The following is a 16050-nucleotide window of genomic DNA, read 5'->3' as shown; positions in this document are numbered from 1 at the left end:
AGAGGAGACCCTAGGGGTTAGACGGCCTTGGCCGGGAGCACCCTCTTGGAGACGAGCGCGACGACGTCCTCGTAGCGCGAGCCGGTGAACTTCTGGAAGGTGTGCAGCGCGTGGGCGTCGAGGCCGACGAGGACGCGCGCCTGGTTCTTCACGATGCCCTTGACGATGATCTCCGCGGCCCGCTCGGGCGTCATCTTCGCGAGCTTCTCGTCGAAGAGCTTCGCCGTCGCGGCCTTGTCCTCCTTGTCGGAGACCCGGGCGTTGCGGGCGATCGCGGTCTTGATGCCACCGGGGTGGACCGACGTCACACCGACCCGGTGGCCGGCGATGAGCATCTCCTCGCGCAGTGCCTCAGTGAAGCCGCGGACCGCGAACTTGGTCGCGTTGTAGGCGCTCTGGCCGGGCATCGCGAGCAGGCCGAAGAGCGACGACAGGTTGACGACGTGACCGTCACCGGAGGCGATCAGGTGCGGCAGGAACTCCTTGGTGCCGTGCACGACCCCCCAGAAGTTGATGCCGACGATCCACTCCATGTCCTGGTAGTCGAGGTCGACGACGTCCCCGGCCAGTGCCACGCCGGCGTTGTTGATGACCACGTTGACCTGGCCGAAGTGCCCGGCCACCTCAGCGGCGTACGCCGTGAACGCGGCGCGATCGGCCACGTCGAGACGGGCGGTGTGGACATCGGGGGCGCCGGCGTCCTTGGCCAGCGCCGCGGTCTCGGTGAGCCCGGCGTCGTCGACGTCGGAGAGCGCCAGCCGGGCGCCCTTGCCGGCGAGGTTGACCGCGAGCGCGCGGCCGATGCCCGAGCCCGCGCCGGTGATCACGACGACCTTGTTGTTGAGGTGCTTCATGCGCTGACTTCCTCTCGCTGGGTGCTGCGGTGACCTCGGCCGTCGGCCTGGACGTCGTACTTGTCGAGGTCGAACCTGCTCAGGTGCTGCCGGAAGGTGAAGGTCTGGCCCGGCCACAGGGTGGTGTTGTTGCCGAACTTGTCGAGGTACCAGCTGGCGCAGCCGCCGGTCTGCCACACGGTCGGCTTCATCTTGTGGCGGATCTCGGCGGTCCACGCGTCCTGCGCGGCCCGGGTCGGCTCGACGGTGGCGAGGCCCTCGCGGCGCATCGCCTTCGCGGCCTCGACGACGTACTTCACCTGCGACTCGATGATGAAGATCATGCTGGAGTGGCCGAGCGCCGTGTTGGGGCCTACGAGCTGGAAGAGGTTGGGGAAGCCGTGGATCGTGGTCCCCTTGTACGCCGCCATGCCACCGTCGTCCCAGACGTCGGCGAGCGTGCGGCCCGCCCGGCCGGTGACGTGCTGCGCGATCGGGGGCTCGGTCACGTAGAAGCCGGTGGCCACGACGAGCACGTCGATCGGCCGCTCGACGCCGTCGGCGGAGACGATCGCGTCCCCGGTGATCTTGGCGATGGGGTCCGTGACCAGGTCGACGTTGTCGGCGTCGAGTGCGGGGTACCACTTGTTGGAGATCAGGATCCGCTTGCAGCCGGCGCGGTAGTCCGGGGTGACCCTGCGGCGCAGCTCGGGGTCGCTGATGCCCTTGGCGATGTTCCGCCTGCCCTGGAGCTCGACGGCGCGCATCGCCTGCGGGAACTTCGCGAAGGCGGGCACGCGGGACTCGAGGGTGGCGTAGACGAGGGACCGGAGCGCGCGCTGGGCGCCGGGCACCCGCTTGAACACGGCCTTCTCGAAGGCGGTGAAGGAGCGCTCGTTGCGCGGGATGACCCAGTTGGGCGTGCGCTGGTAGACGTCCAGGTGGCCCCCGGATGCACTCAGGACCTTCTGCAGCTCGGGCACGAGCTGGATGGCGGAGGCGCCGGTGCCGATGACGGCGACCCGCTTGCCGGCGAGGTCGACGTCGTGGTCCCAACGGGCCGAGTGGAAGATCTCGCCCTGGAAGTCGTCGATGCCCTCGATCTCGGGCAGCCGTGGCTCGGAGAGGCCACCGGAGCCGGAGATCACCGTGCGGGCGGCGTACTCCGTGACGCCGGCGGGCCCCTCGGTCCGCACGATCCAGCGCTGCGCCTGGTCGTCCCACCGGGCGTCGAGGACGGCGGTGTCGAAGACGAAGCGGTCGAGCGTGCCGGACTCCTCGGCGACCTTGCGGGTGTACTCCCAGATCTCCCGCTGCGGCGAGTAGACCTTCGACCAGTCGGGGTTGAGCGCGAAGGAGTAGGAGTAGAGCTGGCTCGGGACGTCGCACTCGGCACCGGGGTAGGTGTTGATGTGCCAGGTGCCCCCGACGTCGCTGTCCTTCTCGATCACGACGAAGTCGCGCTCGGCGGCCTCGTCGAGCTTGATGGCGGCGGCCAGGCCGGCGAAGCCGGCGCCGACGATGAGGTGGTCGACATTGCTGCGACCCGGAGTAGCACTCATGGGATGACGCTATTGGCGTTATTGAACATCTGTCAATAGAATGGGGGACGTGACCGCGACCACCTCCCGCACCCGGCTCTCACCGGACGAGCGTCGTACCCAGCTGCTCGACATCGGCGTCCGGCTGCTCGCGACCCGGTCGCTCGACGAGCTCTCCATCGACGTCCTCGCGGAGGAGGCCGGCATCTCCCGGGGGCTGCTGTACCACTACTTCGGCACCAAGCTGGGCTTCTACGAGGCGGTCGTCCAGCACGCGGCCGACGACCTCTACGCGCGGACCGCTCCCCCGAGCGAGGGCGAGCCGCTCGAGCGACTGCTCGGCTCCATCACCGGCTACGTCGACTACGTCGTCTCCAACCAGGCCGGCTACCGCTCGCTGGTCAAGGCCGCGTCGGGGAGCAACGACGCGCTGCGTGCCATCTACGAGACCACCTTCGCCGCCCTCGCCGACCGCTTCTTCACCGTCGACACCGGCACTCTCGAGCTGCCCGACACCCCCGCCGTCCGCCTCGTCATCCACGCCTGGCAGGCCATGGTCGAGGACCTCGTCCTCACCTGGTGCGACACCCCCGCCGGCCTGTCGCGCGACGACCTGCTCCAGGTGATCACCGCGTCCCTCCCCGCGATCATCGACACCCTCCCCTGATCAGGCGAGATCCGGGCCGGCCGAAAAAGTGACGAGCCGGGATCCCCGTCAGTGGGGATCCCGGCTCGCCAGGCGCGATCAGGTCAGGACAGGTTCGCCACGTCGCCGCACTCGTCCTTGACGGCGTCGGTGAACTCCTTCTCGTCGCCCTTCTCGTCCTTGTTGTCGTCGGCCCACTTCAGGAGAGCGTCGGACGCCTTCTGCATCTTGTCGGCGTCGCCCGACTCGGCGGCGTCCTGCGCGTCCTTGGCCAGCTCGCAGTACTCCTCGGCGAGCTTGCCCTCGTCGGCACCACCACACGCGGTGAGCGAGAAGGCAGCCGCGAGGATGATGCTGCCGAGGCCGAGGGTGGTCTTCTTCATAGGTTGTCTCCGTAGTTCAGGCGAATGATCGCGATAGGCGCATCCCGGATGCTCGCGGATGAGCACCGCGGTCCGGGAAGCGTGAGGAGCCTCCCACGGAAACGTCAGGTGAAACATCTGGGACGCGCGCCGCCGTCACCGGCCTCGCGCGCGAGGCCGGTTCCGACGACGGGCCCGGGTGACGCCGACCAGGCGGGGGCCGGCGAGACGGGCCTCGACCCGGCGGGCCTCGCGCATGACCGGCTGGGCGACGTACTCGCCGAGGATCACGCCGGAGGCCAGGGCGATGGCGATGGAGGCGGCGGTGACCATGGCGAGCAGGCCCTGGGCCGCCTGCCGGCCGCCCTCCTCTCCGAGCAGGAACAGGCCACGGTAGATCGAGAGGCCGGGGAGCAGGGGGACGACGGCCGAGACGACGACCACCAGGGGCGGCACCCGGAAGGTGCGGCCGACGGTGTAGCCGAACAGGCCGATCAGGAAGGCCGCGAGACCGACCGCCCAGGTGCGCCCGAAGCCGGCCTCGACCACGACCTGGGTGACCACCAGGGCGACGCCGCCGAGGATGCCGACCGGGAGCAGCGTGCGCAGGGGTGCGTACGACGCGAACGCGAAGGCCGCCGCCGCGACCGCGCCACCCACCCCGAGCGCGCTCACGCCCACCAGGTCGAACCTGGGCAGCGTGAGCTCCGGGATGTCCAGGCCGACCGCGGCGCACAGGGACAGCCCGCCACTGACCCCGGCGATGATGCCCGCGGTGGCGAGCACCGCCTCGAGGATCCGGGCGCCACCCGTGACGAAGAAGCCGGACAGGGCGTCCTGGATCGCGCCCATGAAGCCGATGCCGGCGAGCAGCATGATGATGTTGGCGGTCACGACCAGCGACGCGTTGAGATGCAGCCACGGCTCGGCGAGCCGGGTGCCGAGCGCGGCCAGGACCGTGGCCACGACACCGCCGGCGACCTGCTGGTAGAACCCCGGCAGCCGGCGCCGGGTCATCAGCAGCTGGAGGCGGTCGATGCAGATCGCGGCCAGCATCGCGACGAGGACGACGACGAGGTTGCCGCCGAGCTGGAGGCCGACCCCGGCGCACATCAGCCCCCACCCGAGGGTCGCGGCCCAGCGCGGCCGGGCATGTCCCGAGGACACGATCTGCGCCACCTCGGTGCGGGCGCCCTCGAGGTCGATGCGGCCGGCGACGACCTCGCGCACCAGGTGGTCGACCCGGGTGAGGTCCTCGTAGTCGATCTCGCGCTGGGTGACCGCCCGGAGCTGCACCACCGGCGGCTCGTCGGGGCCCTGCTGGACGCTCATCGCCAGCGAGGTGAAGGTGACGTCGACCTGCGTGTGGCGCACGCCGAGCGCCCGCGCCAGCGCCCGCATCGTCGCCACCACGTCGGGGGCGCCGGCCCCGGAGGAGAGCAGCACCTCCCCGACCTTGAGACACAGGTCGAGCGTGCGGTGCAGGGTCCGCAGGTCGTCCATGTCGCCATGGTGTCAGGTCCGCGCAGCGCTCTACGCTGGTCGCGTGCGCATCGACTTCCACGGCTCACCCGAGCCGACGCTGGGGGTGGAGTGGGAGTTCGCACTCGTCGATCGCCGCACCCGCGACCTCCGCAACGACGCCGCCCATCTGTTCGCCCGGGCCAAGCCGCGGATGCCCGCGCCGGACAAGCTCCACAAGGAGCTGCTGAAGAACACCGTCGAGGTCGTGACCGGCGTCTGCGGCACCGTCGGGGAGGCGATGACCGACCTGCGCGAGACCCTGCGCCACGTCGCCGCCGCGGCCGACGACCTCGACCTGGACCTGTACGGCGCCGGGACCCACCCCTTCGCGGACTGGACCGGGCAGCAGCTGACCGAGGGTCACCGGTACGCCGAGCTGATCAACCGCACCCAGTGGTGGGGGCGGCAGATGCTCATCTGGGGCGTGCACGTGCACGTCGGCCTGCCGGAGAGGGACCGCGTGATGCAGGTCCTCTCCGGGCTGCTCACCTACTACCCCCACCTCCAGGCGCTCTCGGCGTCCTCGCCGATCTGGATGGGCGTCGACACCGGGTACGCCTCCAACCGGGCGCTGATGTTCCAGCAGCTGCCGACCGCGGGCCTGCCGTTCCAGTTCGAGACCTGGGCGGAGTTCGAGCGCTTCGCCCACGACCAGATCACGACCGGCGTCATCGACGAGCTCAGCGAGATCCGCTGGGACGTCCGGCCGGCGACCAAGCACGGCACGCTGGAGAACCGGATCTGCGACGGCGTCTCCACCCTGGCCGACATGGCGGGCCTGGTCGCGCTCATGCACTGCCTGGTGGTGTGGCTCGACGAGCGGGTCGCCGCCGGCGAGACCCTGACCACGATGCCGCCGTGGCACGTGCAGGAGAACAAGTGGCGCGCCGCGCGGTACGGCGTCGACGCGATCGTGATCCTCGACGGCGACTCCCGCGAGCGGCTGGTCACCGAGGACCTCGCCGAGCTGGTCCCCCGCCTGGAGCCGGTCGCGGCCCGGCTGGGCTGCGAGGCGGAGCTGGCCTCGGTGCTGGAGATCGCGACCCGCGGGCCGTCGTACGTCCGCCAACGGGCGGTCGCCGAGCGGACCGGCAACGACCTGGTCGCCGTGGTCGACTCGGTGGTCTCGGAGCTGAGGGCCGGCCTGTAGGCCGACGGGCCTACGACCCGGGGAACTCGATCCGGCAGTCCGTGCTGTCGCACGGCGGGGTCTCGGCCCACACCGTCGCGCGTTCGAACGTCGAGCCGGTGGACCGCATCACCTGGACGCCGGTGAACTTCGACTCCTGGTACGCCTTGACCACGAACACCACGTCCGCGCGGCCGTCGCCGTCCACGTCGCTGAGCGTGGCGCCCTGGAGGCTGCGCTGGCCGATCGTGGAGGACCCCGCGAACCCGGCCACCTCCTGCGGCCGGCCCGAGGCCAGGTCGAAGACCTTGACCTCGACCGTCTCGTCGTAGCCGCTGGCCTGGACGGTCACCAGGCTGGTCGTGCCGTCGCCCGTGACGTCACCGACGAGGTGCGCGTCGGCCGCGAGGTCGCTCTCGAAGACGGCACCGACCTCGAAGTCCGCTCCGGTCGAGGTCAGCATCGCGTAGCCCTGGTTGCCGGAGTAGTAGCCGGAGTAGTCCTCGTCGGTCAGCTTCTCCGCCGGCAGCCGGGTCCACAGGTCGGTCCTGCCGTCGTGGTCGAAGTCGCCGGCGCGGATCTCGGTCGAGTCGACCGTGGCGTTGGACAGCGCGGCCCAGCGCACCGGCTCGGCGAACCCGCCCGCCCCGTCACCGATGAGGACCTGGACGTCGACGGCCCGGTCGTTGGGACCGGCGACGGCGAGGTCGACGTCACCGTCCCCGTCGAAGTCGCCGGGCTGGACCTGGATCCGGACGCCGTACTCCTTGAGCGAGGACAGCTGCAGCCGGAAGGTCTGGTCGCCGGGGAACTCCCGGTCGGACGACGACAGGGTCAGCTGGTTGGCGTCGTCGACGAAGGCCCAGGTGAGTGACTCGTTGGCGCCGTCGCCGTCCCAGTCGAGGTAGAGCTCGTCGGGCTCCCGCGACTCGTCCACCGCGAGCTCACTCGTGGTGAACACCGTGCCGTTGCTGGACGCGGTGATCTTCGTGGTGCTGTCGTAGTCCGGGGAGAAGTAGTAGATGGCGTCGCCGTGCCCGTCGCCGTCCACGTCCCCCTGGACGGTGGCCGGGCGATCCCCACCGCCCGGGCCGTCACCCTCCACCGCGGCCGGGTCGCCGTCCTCCCAGGGGCGCAGCGCGGCCAGGGCGCCCGCGGCACCGGCCAGGAGCACGAGGACGACGCCCAGCGTGATCCACAGCCCGAGACGGCGGCGGGTGCCCGGGACGCCGTGGCCGGGCGGCACGACCTGCCCGGGCGCGGGCTGCGCGGGCGCGGGCTGCGCGGGCCACGCCGGGTGCGTGTGGACAGCCGGCTGCGGGGCGATCGGCTGCGGGGCGACCGGCTGCGGCGGGACCGGGTACGACGGGACCGGGTACGACGCGGCCGGCGGCGGCGTGGACCGCGCCCGGGTCGTCTCCTCGACGGGTGCGAACCTCGTCATCAAGCGGCGGTCGTCGGTCCAGGCGTCGCCGTCCCAGCGTCGCTCCCAGCCGTCACCGTCCGGGTACCAGCCGGGCGGGGTGATCTTGCTCAAGGCCCATTCCCCCTCGTCGCGGGCAGCCCCATCCGTTCCGGTGCGGCCGCGTGCGGGCCTCCTACCCCACCGGATCGCCGCTCACGCCTCCCGCTCGCGGGCCGTGGCGATCCGACCCGTTCGGCTTGTGACGCCCGTCACGACACGCAAGGATCAGGACACCTGCGACGAAAGGGGCTGCTCCGTGGTCTCCGTTCCCGGCAACCGCCTGATCGACCCCACCGCCACCGCCTTCCTGCTCGCCGAGAACCGCAACATGCCCATGCACGTCGGCGGCCTCCAGCTCTTCGAGCCGCCGGCGGGCGCGGGCCCCGACTTCGTCCGGGAGATGTTCGAGTCGATGCGCGACACCGAGCGGATCGCGCCGCTCTTCCTCAAGCACCCCTACCGGTCGGTGCGGACCGGCGGCACCCTGGTCTGGCGCGAGGACGAGCAGTTCGACATCGAGCACCACGTGCGGCACAGCGCGCTCCCCCAGCCGGGCCGGGTCCGCGAGCTGCTCGAGCTGGTCGGCCGACTGCACTCCACCCGGCTGGCGTGGGAGCGGCCGTTGTGGGAGACCCATGTCATCGAGGGGCTGGCCGACGGCCGGGTGGCGATGTACACCAAGCTCCACCATGCCCTCGTCGACGGCATCTCCGCGATGCGGCTGATGGCGAGCGTGCTCTCCTCCGACGCCGACCGCCGCGCCATGCCCGCGCCCTTCGCCGACGGTGCGGGCCGTCGGCGCCGGCCGGGGCCCGACGAACCCGATTCGCTCCCGGCTGCCGCGGTCGACGCGGCCGCAACGGCCGCCCGCACCCTCGCCGACCTGCCCGGGGACGCCGTCCGGACGGCGCTCAGTGTCAGCGCCGACGCGGCCGGGATGCCGCTCGCGCTGGTCAGGACCCTGCGCAAGGGCCTGCGCAACGAGACGTCCGCGGTGTCGCTGGCCGCGCCGCGCACGATCTTCAACCAGTCGATCACCGGCGCCCGCCGGTTCGCGGCCCAGGACTGGCCGGTGGAGCGGATCCGCGGCGTCGGCAAGGCCACCGACACGACGATCAACGACGTCGTGCTCGCCATGTGCAGCGGCGCCATGCGGACCTACCTGACCGAGCTCGACGCCCTGCCCGAGCAATCGATGGTCTCCATGGTCCCGGTCGGTCTCAAGGGCCGCCAGGCCGGGACGCCCTCGGCGGACGGCGGAAACGCGATCGGGTCGGTGATGGTCCGCCTGGCCACCGACCGGGCCGACCCGGCCGACCGACTGCGCACGATCAGCCGGTCCATGAAGGACGGCAAGGAGGCGCTGTCGTCGATGACGCCCGCCCAGATCGTCGCGATGAGCGCGATCGGCATGGCGCCGTCCATCGTGGTGCCGATGCTGCGGATGCAGGGCATCGTGCGGCCGCCGTACAACCTGATCATCAGCAACGTCCCGGGGCCGCGCGTCCCCCACTACTGGAACGGCGCGCAGCTGGTCGGCAACTACCCCGTCTCGATCCCGATCAACGGCATGGCGCTCAACATCACCTGCACGTCGTACGCCGGCAACATGGGCTTCGGCCTCACCGGCTGCCGGCGCACCGTCCCGCACCTGCAGCGGCTGCTGACCTTCCTCGACGACGAGCTCGCCGCGCTGGAGAAGGCCGCGGGAGTCTCCTGACCCGTTGAGTCGTCACATCTGACCCGTCGAGTCGTCACTTTCTGGATCCGGCGGCCATCGGCGATGAACGGAATTGACGGTTCAATGGGTCAGATGTGACGACTCAACTCCACCAGCTCACTCCAGCGACCGGGGCTCGGGCTACTCGACGAACAGCTCGGCGAAGCCGCCGCCGACGCGCTCGGCCGCGGCCCGCAGCCGGGCCCGGGTGATCGCGGACACCGTCGCGTGGCCGGCCCGCTCCGCGTTGGAGCCGGGCCGGGTCGGCTCGGCGGAGTTCACCGACAGACAGGTGCGCCGGCCACCGTCGGCCGCGTTGGCCAGCGCCACCGCATGCCCGGTGGTCCCGCTGCCGGCGAAGTAGTCGAGCACCCGCGCATCGTCGGGCATCGTGCCGAGCACCCGCAGCAGCAGGCCGGTCGGCTTGGGCGACTCGAAGACGTGTCCGACCAGGTCCTTGAGCTCGGCGACCGCGGTGTCGGTGGAGCCGACCTCCTCGGCGAGCCAGATGGTGCGCAGCTTCTTGCGCCGGCCGCCGACCGGGTGCCGCCAGTCGCGCTGGTAGATGTCCACCCGCTCGCCCCGCGCCCCGCGCACGACCCGGCACTCGAGGTCGTCGGGCCGCTCGTCGACCCGCGGGCGGGACCAGCGCCACACCGCCGGCGTACCGTCGCCGAAGACGGGCTTGACCTCGACCGCGCCGTCGAACGGCGCGGTCGCCACCCGACCGGTGGCGGGCTCGCCCCAGAGCGCGTAGTGCAGGGTCGGCGTGGAGAGCGGGTTGAACCGCTTGTTGGTGTTGCGCAACGGGAGCCGGCGGTAGCGACGACCGTCGGGCGCCTCGAGCGGGAAGTCCCCCTCCACCACGGTGTGCGCCGACGAGGCGTCGAGCACGCACCGGGCGGCGTCCTTCGCGTAGACGAGCAGGTACTCGTGCGACGTCGCGAAGCCCCTCCCCAGCTGCCGCCCCTTCGGGTTGAGGTTGACGACGATCTGGGCCAGGAAGTTCGCCTCGCCGTACACCTCGTCGAGGAGCAGCCGCAGATGGGCGACCTCGTGGTCGTCGATGCTGACGTAGAGCGCGCCGGTCTCGGCCAGCACCCGGTGCCCGGCCTCGATCCTGGGACGCAGGTAGTCCACCCACGTCGCATGCCGCCCGGCCGCCCCCGCGCCGCGCTTGCCCTTGAAGTCGTCGTGGTAGGCGAAGTCGTTGCCGGTGTTGTAGGGCGGGTCGAGATAGATCAGGTCGTACTCCGTCGGCACGGCGTCCGGCCTGCCTTCGAGCACGGCGGCGAGCACGTCGAGGTTGTCGCCCTCGATGAAGGTGTTCCACGGTCCCGGATCGGCGCCCACGGCGCCGATCCTCGCACGTCGTCCACAGGCCGGCGCGAGATCGGTTGCAGCGGGGGAAGAGCCCGACCAGAGTCGTGGTCGTGGACGGCAGGGACCAACTCGCGGCGCAGATCCGCGAGGAGCAGGCGGGGCTGATCCGCCGCGCGCAGCTGCTCGAGCTGGGCTGTTCCCCCAACGACATCGCGCGGCTGATCAGGCGACGTGAGCTGACGAGCGTCCACGACGGCGTGTACGCCGACCAGACCGGTCCCCTCAGCTGGCACCAGCGGTCGTGGGCCGCGGTGCTCGCGTGCTGGCCAGCCGGCCTGCGAGCGGCCTCGGCTGCCCGGGCCGCAGACGCGCGGCGGCGCCGGAGTGCCGACGACCATCGTCCGATCGAGGTCGTCGTCGACTGGACCCGCAGCCTCCGCGTCCCGGGCATCGACGTACGCCGGTCCCGCCGGTTCCCCCACGACGTGGACTGGACGACCTCTCCGCCCCGCCAGCTGCCGGCGCAGTGGGCCTTGGACCTTGCTGCCGCGGCGGCGAACGACATGGACGCCGTGGCCGTCATCACCGACGCGATCGGTGGCCGTCAGCTGAGCGCGTCGACGCTCTCGGCAGCGCTGGCAGGCCGTACCCGAATCCGCCGCCGGGCCTTCCTCACCCAGGTCGTGGCCGATGCCGGAGCCGGGACGTGCTCCACCCTCGAGCACGGCTATCTCCACCGCGTGGAGCAGGCCCATGGCTTGCCGATCGCCGCTCGCCAGGTGATGGAGTCGGCCAAGGGCACGGTCTACCGCGATGTCGTGTACGTCGCCTTCGGACTGATCGTCGAGCTGGACGGTCGGCTGCACCACTCCGGCATCCGGAACCGTGACCGCGATCTGGCCCGCGACCTCGACGCCGCGGTGGCCGGGCGCGAAACCGTACGCCTCGGCTGGGGCCAGGTCTTCGGCAGCCAGTGCCACACGGCGTGGAGCATCGGCCAACTGCTCAACCAGCGGGGTTGGACCGGCCGGAGCACCAGCTGCCCCCGGTGCTGACCCACAGCCATCGTCGTGTGGATCTGGTCGCGCCTGGTGCGACCAGATCCACACGACGATGACAAGATTCCTGACGTGAGCCGCCGTCGTACCTTCTCCCGGGCCGAGCTGGAGTCCTTCCGCGACGCCGAGGTCCCCGACCTGCTCCCGAACGCGCCCGGCCAGCAGCTGAAGCTGCTCTTCGTCGGCATCAACCCGGGCCTGTGGACCGCCGCGACGCAGACCCACTTCGCGCATCCGGGCAACCGGTTCTATCCGGCGCTGCTGCTCGGCGGGGTGATCACCGAGCCGGTCGACCCGGCCGACGGGATGGGCGACGCGGAGCGCACGATGATGCGCGAGCGTGGGATCGGGATCAGCAATGTGGTGCACCGCGCCACTGCGAAGGCCTCGGAGCTGAGCGCCGAGGAGCTGCGGGCGGGCGGCGTCCGGCTGACCGAGCTCGTCGCCCGTACGCGGCCGAAGGTCGTGGCCATCGCCGGCATCACGGCGTACCGCACCGCCTTCGGTCTGCCCAAGGCCACGCCAGGCCGCCAACCCGAGCCCCTGGACGACCTGTGGGCCGGTGCCGAGCTGTGGGTCGTGCCGAACCCGAGCGGCCTCAACGCCCACGAGACGGTCGCGTCGCTGGCCGCCGCCTACCGCGAGGTGGCCGAGGCGGCCGGCATCATCTGAGACAGGCCCCCCAGCGAGGTCAGCTGAGCCGGCGGCGCTCCAACGACCACACCGCCACCACGGCGACGACGAGGGCGCCGAGGGCGGCGCAGCCGATGGCGCCGGCGAGGTTCAGTCGGCCGAGGCCGGCGAGCAGGGCGCCGACGCCGGTGATCAGGAGGCCGGCGATCCGGGTCCGTGCCACGACGCCCGGCAGGGCGCGGGCGAGCTCGAGGGCGTGCGCGACCCGCTGCGCGTCCAGGTCGACCAGGCGCGCGTGCGGGACTGGCCCCGCCTCCGCGCCCGCCTCCGCGCCGGTCTCCGCGTCGACCGCCGGAGCGGCATCGGTGAACGCGAGGTCGGCCGCGGCGAGCGCCGCCGCATTGCCGTCGTCGCGCGCGACCAGGGCAACGGTGTGCCCGCGGCCGCGCTGCTCCCGGACCAGCTCCTCCCGGTGGGCGGGGTCCTTGCCGAGGAGCCACTTGTCGATCCCGCAGGCCTGCGCCAGGTGCTCGGTGTCGAGGGCGGTGCCGTCGGAGAGCAGGATCGGCTGGATCCCCGCGGCCCGCAGCCGGGCGACCGCCAGCGCCGCGTCGGCGCGGACCTGGTCGGTCACCGTCAGGTAGCCGAAAGGGCGGTGATCGACCTCGACGCCGATGGTCTTCCCCAGGCCGTCGCGGGCCTCCATGCCCAGCCAGCCGGGGCTGCCCACCCGGACCGGATGGCGGTCCACCGCCCCGCTGATGCCGCGACCGGGGAAGGACTCGACCCCCGTGAGGCGTCCCGGACCGGCGAGGCGGGCGATCGCGCGCGCCACCGGATGGTCGTCGGCGGCATGCTCGAGCGCGGCCGCGAACCACCGCAGGTTGCGCTCGTTGCCGTCCTCGATGGGATCGATGTCGCTGACCACGAGCTCGCCGGTGGTGACCGTGCCCCAGCGGTCGAGGAGGACGGTGTCCACCCCCCGCGCCGCCTGCAGCGCGGCGAGGTCCCGGAACTCGACACCCTGCTGCCGCGAGCGCCGCAGGGCCAGCCACCCCGGCAGCGGCAGCAGGGCGACCATCGCCGGGATCAGGACGATGAGCACGATCACGAGGTTCACTGAACGCGTCCCGAGTATCGCTCGAAGTCGCTCTGATCACCCGCGACCCAGAGCGCGATGCTGGCCTTGAGGACAAGGGTCAGCTGGACGACGTACTCCGGGTCGTGCAGCGCCTCACCGAAGAGCTGGTTGATGCGGCGCCAGCGATAGCGCACGGTCTGCGGATGGACCCCCAGTCGTGCCGCGATCGCCGGGGCGCTGTCGCGGGTCTCCAGCCACACCAGCAGCGTCTCGGACAGGATCTCGCGGGAGTTGGGCGTCTCCTCCAGCAGGGGCTGGAGCAGCTCCTGCGCGAGCTGGCGACGCATGACGGGCTCGGCGTGGAGCCAGATCTCGGTGCGGTAGGCCCGGCAGTCGAGGACCGGACGAGCGGGGAGGATCCCCTTGCTCGCCAGCGCCAGCGCGCGTTGGGTCCAGCGGTAGGCCGCGGGCGCGTCGCGCGCCTCCACCGGCCAGCAGACCGCGAACCGCGCCGCGGGCAGCTGGCTCCTGACGGTGGCGATCGCATCCGTCATGACGTCCTCGCTCGTGATCAATGCGGCCCGCCCCGATGCGGTCCGGCACAGCACAGAGGAGGGAAGCACACTCGGGTCGAGGCGCGCACCCCCCGGCAGCTCGACGGCCGCCACGACCAGCAGCGGCGGGAGTGGCCAGAGCGCCACCTCGGCGTACGCCACGATGTCGTCGGGGTCCGCGCCGGCAAGCAGCCCGTCGACGAGCCGGCGCCGGGCGAGCCCGCTGTCCTGCTCGCGCGCGGCGCTGCCGGCGACGTGGCCCTGGCGCGCCTGGGCGAGCAGGTGGTCGACATAGACGTCGAGGGCGTCGCGAAGGTCCTCCAGCGCGTACGGCGAGACGCCCAGCCGGGCGGCCTCCACCCGGATCTCGGCCCAGTAGGTGCCGGCGGCGACCCGCACCGCACTGTCCAGGGAGGAGAGGTCCGCGCCGAGCCCGCCCTCGCGGAAGCCCATCTTGCGGAACAGGTCGTCGGAGGCCATCGAGGACACCGGCTCGCCCAACGCGCTGCCCAGGAAGTAGGCGGCCGCACTGTTGACGGCCGTAGAGACCAGCTGTTGTCGATGGTCGCTGTCGGCGAAGCCGGGAACCGTGGTCCGGATCTCCTCGGTGACCTGCTGGGCGATGCGTGGCAGTCGGCGGCGGACAGATGGAAGGACGAGCCGGGCTGTCTCCGAGGAGTCCATCTGCATCGCTGCATCCGGCACGGCACCCTCCCTCTGATCACCGCCTCCCCCTGGACGCTCAGTGTCACCGGTCACAGTCTCACTCCTGTCCTGATCGTTCCTCACGCGCGGCCGACGCGCTCCGGGCAGATGTCGTCAGTTGTCATCCAGGTGACAAATCGTCCGCGATCTCGACCAGGGACCCCGGTCCCGGGTGACCGTCGACGCGGTGCAGGGCCGCCACGAGGGCACGGGCCGACCCGCGCGTGAGCGCCAATCGGGGCTGCCGCGCCTCGGCCGGCTCGATGCTGACCCACTCCTCCGGTCCGCCGACCCGGCGGTGGAGCTGGACGACGAGGTCGAGGTGGCTCAGTGCGTCGGTCACGGGTACAGCATCCTCACCCGTGGCAACCACCGCCACGTCGATCGCCGCGCCGCGGTGCTCCCGGTCCTCCGGGTGGTCGTCCTCGTCGTGCTCCCGGAGGCACCACGGCGGGCACGGCTCATCGAGCCAGGTGGGGCGCGAGCTCTCCATGATCTGCCTCCGGAGTCCGAGCGGATGATGACGGTCTCTGGAGACTAGGAACCAGCCCCGACAGCTGCCGCCGTCGACCGGACGTTGTCCACAGGACGCCCCGACCACCAGATATCCACATACCAGTATGTACACCTGTGTCGGTGATTCGCTGCATGCTTGACCCCGTGTCCTCCTCGCCTGCCGACCATTCCTGGGACGCCTTCGTCCGCGAGCTCGGCGTCAACCTCCAACGCGCCCGCCACGAGTCCGGGCTGAGCCAGGAGCGTGTGGCGCAACGCGCCGGGATCGCCGCCAACACCTATCGCCAGTACGAGAAGGGCGAGTCGAAGCCCGGCTCGCCGGCGAACATGAGCATGCGCAACGCCCTGGCCCTGAGTCAGGCGCTGGGCGTGTCCCTCAGCTCGTTGCTCCCCGTCTGGGCGCCCGATCTGACCCAGGGCGGCTGAGCCCCGCCCCTCACAGGGGGTTGAGGGCCGTGATCACCCACGACCGACCGTCGAGCTCGGCCTCCACGCGCAGCTGAGCCGCCGACACCGAGGACTCCTCGTCCTCGGCACGGCTGCTGGACTGGTCGAGGAAGACCAGCAGGGTCGCCTTGGTCTCGGTGAGGTGCTGGACACCGGCGACCTGGACCTGCGTGCTCAGGGTGAGCTTCTGGTCGGGGGCACGCTCCTGGAGACTGGCGAAGAGGGTGTCGTACTCCTCGCGCGCCTGGCCGGAGAGCAGCTCGTCGGCGGCCGCCTTGGTGATGCCGGGCTGCGACCAGTCGTAGCTGAACACCTGGGCGAGCCCGCGGGACACCTCGGTCGTCACCTGACGCACCGCCGCGTCGTCGAGCTGGGCACGGTTGGCCAGGGCCGGGTCGTCACGCAGGGACTGCGCACGCAGGCCCAGCACCACCGCGACGCCGATCAGGACGACGGCGACGACCAGCGCGAGCGCCTGGGCGATCAAGGCGCGGTTCGCGGATCGCGTCATGA

The 16050-nt window shown here is 71.6% G+C and carries 16 protein-coding genes; 6 read left to right on the top strand and 10 right to left on the bottom strand.

Annotated elements, in window-relative coordinates:
• Positions 1-17: 17 nt before the first annotated feature.
• Together KVF89_RS28720 and KVF89_RS28715 are read right to left on the bottom strand one after the other, a co-directional pair.
• Complete coding sequence (locus KVF89_RS28720; RefSeq protein ID WP_257430557.1) at positions 18-854, bottom strand: SDR family NAD(P)-dependent oxidoreductase; 837 nt, start codon at positions 852-854, stop codon at positions 18-20.
• A complete protein-coding gene (locus KVF89_RS28715) occupies positions 851-2395 on the bottom strand; it encodes a flavin-containing monooxygenase (protein ID WP_257430556.1) in 1545 nt (514 codons plus the stop codon). Before KVF89_RS28715 ends, KVF89_RS28720 begins: the two co-directional genes overlap by 4 nt.
• Positions 2396-2435: 40 nt before the next feature.
• Between KVF89_RS28715 and KVF89_RS28710 the strand changes: the two genes are divergently transcribed.
• On the top strand, positions 2436-3041 hold the full coding sequence (locus tag KVF89_RS28710; protein WP_257430555.1) for a TetR/AcrR family transcriptional regulator: 606 nt from the start codon (positions 2436-2438) through the stop codon (positions 3039-3041).
• A gap of 83 nt (positions 3042-3124) precedes the next feature.
• Here KVF89_RS28710 and KVF89_RS28705 read toward each other — a convergent pair whose 3' ends face one another.
• Positions 3125-3403 carry a hypothetical protein gene (locus KVF89_RS28705; RefSeq protein ID WP_257430554.1) on the bottom strand — a complete coding sequence of 93 codons (279 nt, stop codon included), beginning with the start codon at positions 3401-3403 and terminating at the stop codon, positions 3125-3127.
• Positions 3404-3538: 135 nt separating this feature from the next.
• Positions 3539-4885: a threonine/serine exporter family protein gene (locus tag KVF89_RS28700; RefSeq protein WP_257430553.1), complete on the bottom strand. Its 1347-nt coding sequence runs from the start codon at positions 4883-4885 to the stop codon at positions 3539-3541.
• Positions 4886-4928: 43 nt separating this feature from the next.
• On the opposite strand from KVF89_RS28700, the gene KVF89_RS28695 reads away from it, so the two are divergent.
• Positions 4929-6056 (top strand): glutamate--cysteine ligase, encoded by a 1128-nt coding sequence (locus KVF89_RS28695; RefSeq protein ID WP_257430552.1) that lies wholly within the window; start codon positions 4929-4931, stop codon positions 6054-6056.
• Positions 6057-6066: 10 nt separating this feature from the next.
• Here the strand turns inward: KVF89_RS28695 and KVF89_RS28690 are convergent, their stop codons facing one another.
• Positions 6067-7572 (bottom strand): DUF2510 domain-containing protein, encoded by a 1506-nt coding sequence (locus KVF89_RS28690; RefSeq protein ID WP_257430551.1) that lies wholly within the window; start codon positions 7570-7572, stop codon positions 6067-6069.
• A gap of 184 nt (positions 7573-7756) precedes the next feature.
• On the opposite strand from KVF89_RS28690, the gene KVF89_RS28685 reads away from it, so the two are divergent.
• Positions 7757-9220: a WS/DGAT/MGAT family O-acyltransferase gene (locus KVF89_RS28685; RefSeq protein ID WP_257430550.1), complete on the top strand. Its 1464-nt coding sequence runs from the start codon at positions 7757-7759 to the stop codon at positions 9218-9220.
• A 141-nt stretch (positions 9221-9361) separates the two neighbouring features.
• Here the strand turns inward: KVF89_RS28685 and KVF89_RS28680 are convergent, their stop codons facing one another.
• Positions 9362-10573 (bottom strand): site-specific DNA-methyltransferase, encoded by a 1212-nt coding sequence (locus KVF89_RS28680; RefSeq protein ID WP_257430549.1) that lies wholly within the window; start codon positions 10571-10573, stop codon positions 9362-9364.
• Between the two features lie 80 nt (positions 10574-10653).
• On the opposite strand from KVF89_RS28680, the gene KVF89_RS28675 reads away from it, so the two are divergent.
• Both KVF89_RS28675 and KVF89_RS28670 read left to right on the top strand, forming a co-directional pair.
• Complete coding sequence (locus KVF89_RS28675) at positions 10654-11598, top strand: type IV toxin-antitoxin system AbiEi family antitoxin domain-containing protein (RefSeq protein WP_257430548.1); 945 nt, start codon at positions 10654-10656, stop codon at positions 11596-11598.
• Positions 11599-11673: 75 nt separating this feature from the next.
• Positions 11674-12273 carry a mismatch-specific DNA-glycosylase gene (locus KVF89_RS28670; RefSeq protein WP_257430547.1) on the top strand — a complete coding sequence of 200 codons (600 nt, stop codon included), beginning with the start codon at positions 11674-11676 and terminating at the stop codon, positions 12271-12273.
• A 19-nt stretch (positions 12274-12292) separates the two neighbouring features.
• On the opposite strand, the gene KVF89_RS28665 is transcribed toward KVF89_RS28670, so the two are convergent.
• The 3 genes from KVF89_RS28665 to KVF89_RS28655 form a co-directional block, all read right to left on the bottom strand.
• A complete protein-coding gene (locus KVF89_RS28665) occupies positions 12293-13354 on the bottom strand; it encodes an HAD family hydrolase (protein ID WP_257430546.1) in 1062 nt (353 codons plus the stop codon).
• Entirely contained in the window at positions 13351-14574 is a 1224-nt protein-coding gene (locus tag KVF89_RS30530) for a PucR family transcriptional regulator (protein WP_257430545.1), read from the bottom strand. Before KVF89_RS30530 ends, KVF89_RS28665 begins: the two co-directional genes overlap by 4 nt.
• A 121-nt stretch (positions 14575-14695) precedes the next feature.
• Positions 14696-15067 carry a DUF6907 domain-containing protein gene (locus KVF89_RS28655; protein ID WP_257430544.1) on the bottom strand — a complete coding sequence of 124 codons (372 nt, stop codon included), beginning with the start codon at positions 15065-15067 and terminating at the stop codon, positions 14696-14698.
• A gap of 167 nt (positions 15068-15234) precedes the next feature.
• Between KVF89_RS28655 and KVF89_RS28650 the strand changes: the two genes are divergently transcribed.
• Positions 15235-15516 (top strand): helix-turn-helix domain-containing protein, encoded by a 282-nt coding sequence (locus tag KVF89_RS28650; RefSeq protein WP_257430543.1) that lies wholly within the window; start codon positions 15235-15237, stop codon positions 15514-15516.
• 10 nt (positions 15517-15526) lie between these two features.
• On the opposite strand, the gene KVF89_RS28645 is transcribed toward KVF89_RS28650, so the two are convergent.
• Positions 15527-16048, bottom strand: a complete 522-nt coding sequence (locus KVF89_RS28645) for a hypothetical protein (RefSeq protein ID WP_257430542.1) — start codon at positions 16046-16048, stop codon at positions 15527-15529.
• Positions 16049-16050: the final 2 nt, after the last annotated feature.

It is taken from the genome of Nocardioides carbamazepini, assembly GCF_024614185.1.
GTDB lineage: Bacteria > Actinomycetota > Actinomycetes > Propionibacteriales > Nocardioidaceae > Nocardioides > Nocardioides carbamazepini.
Note: the sequence above shows the minus strand (reverse complement) of the source record. Positions and strands in the feature narration are given on the sequence as shown.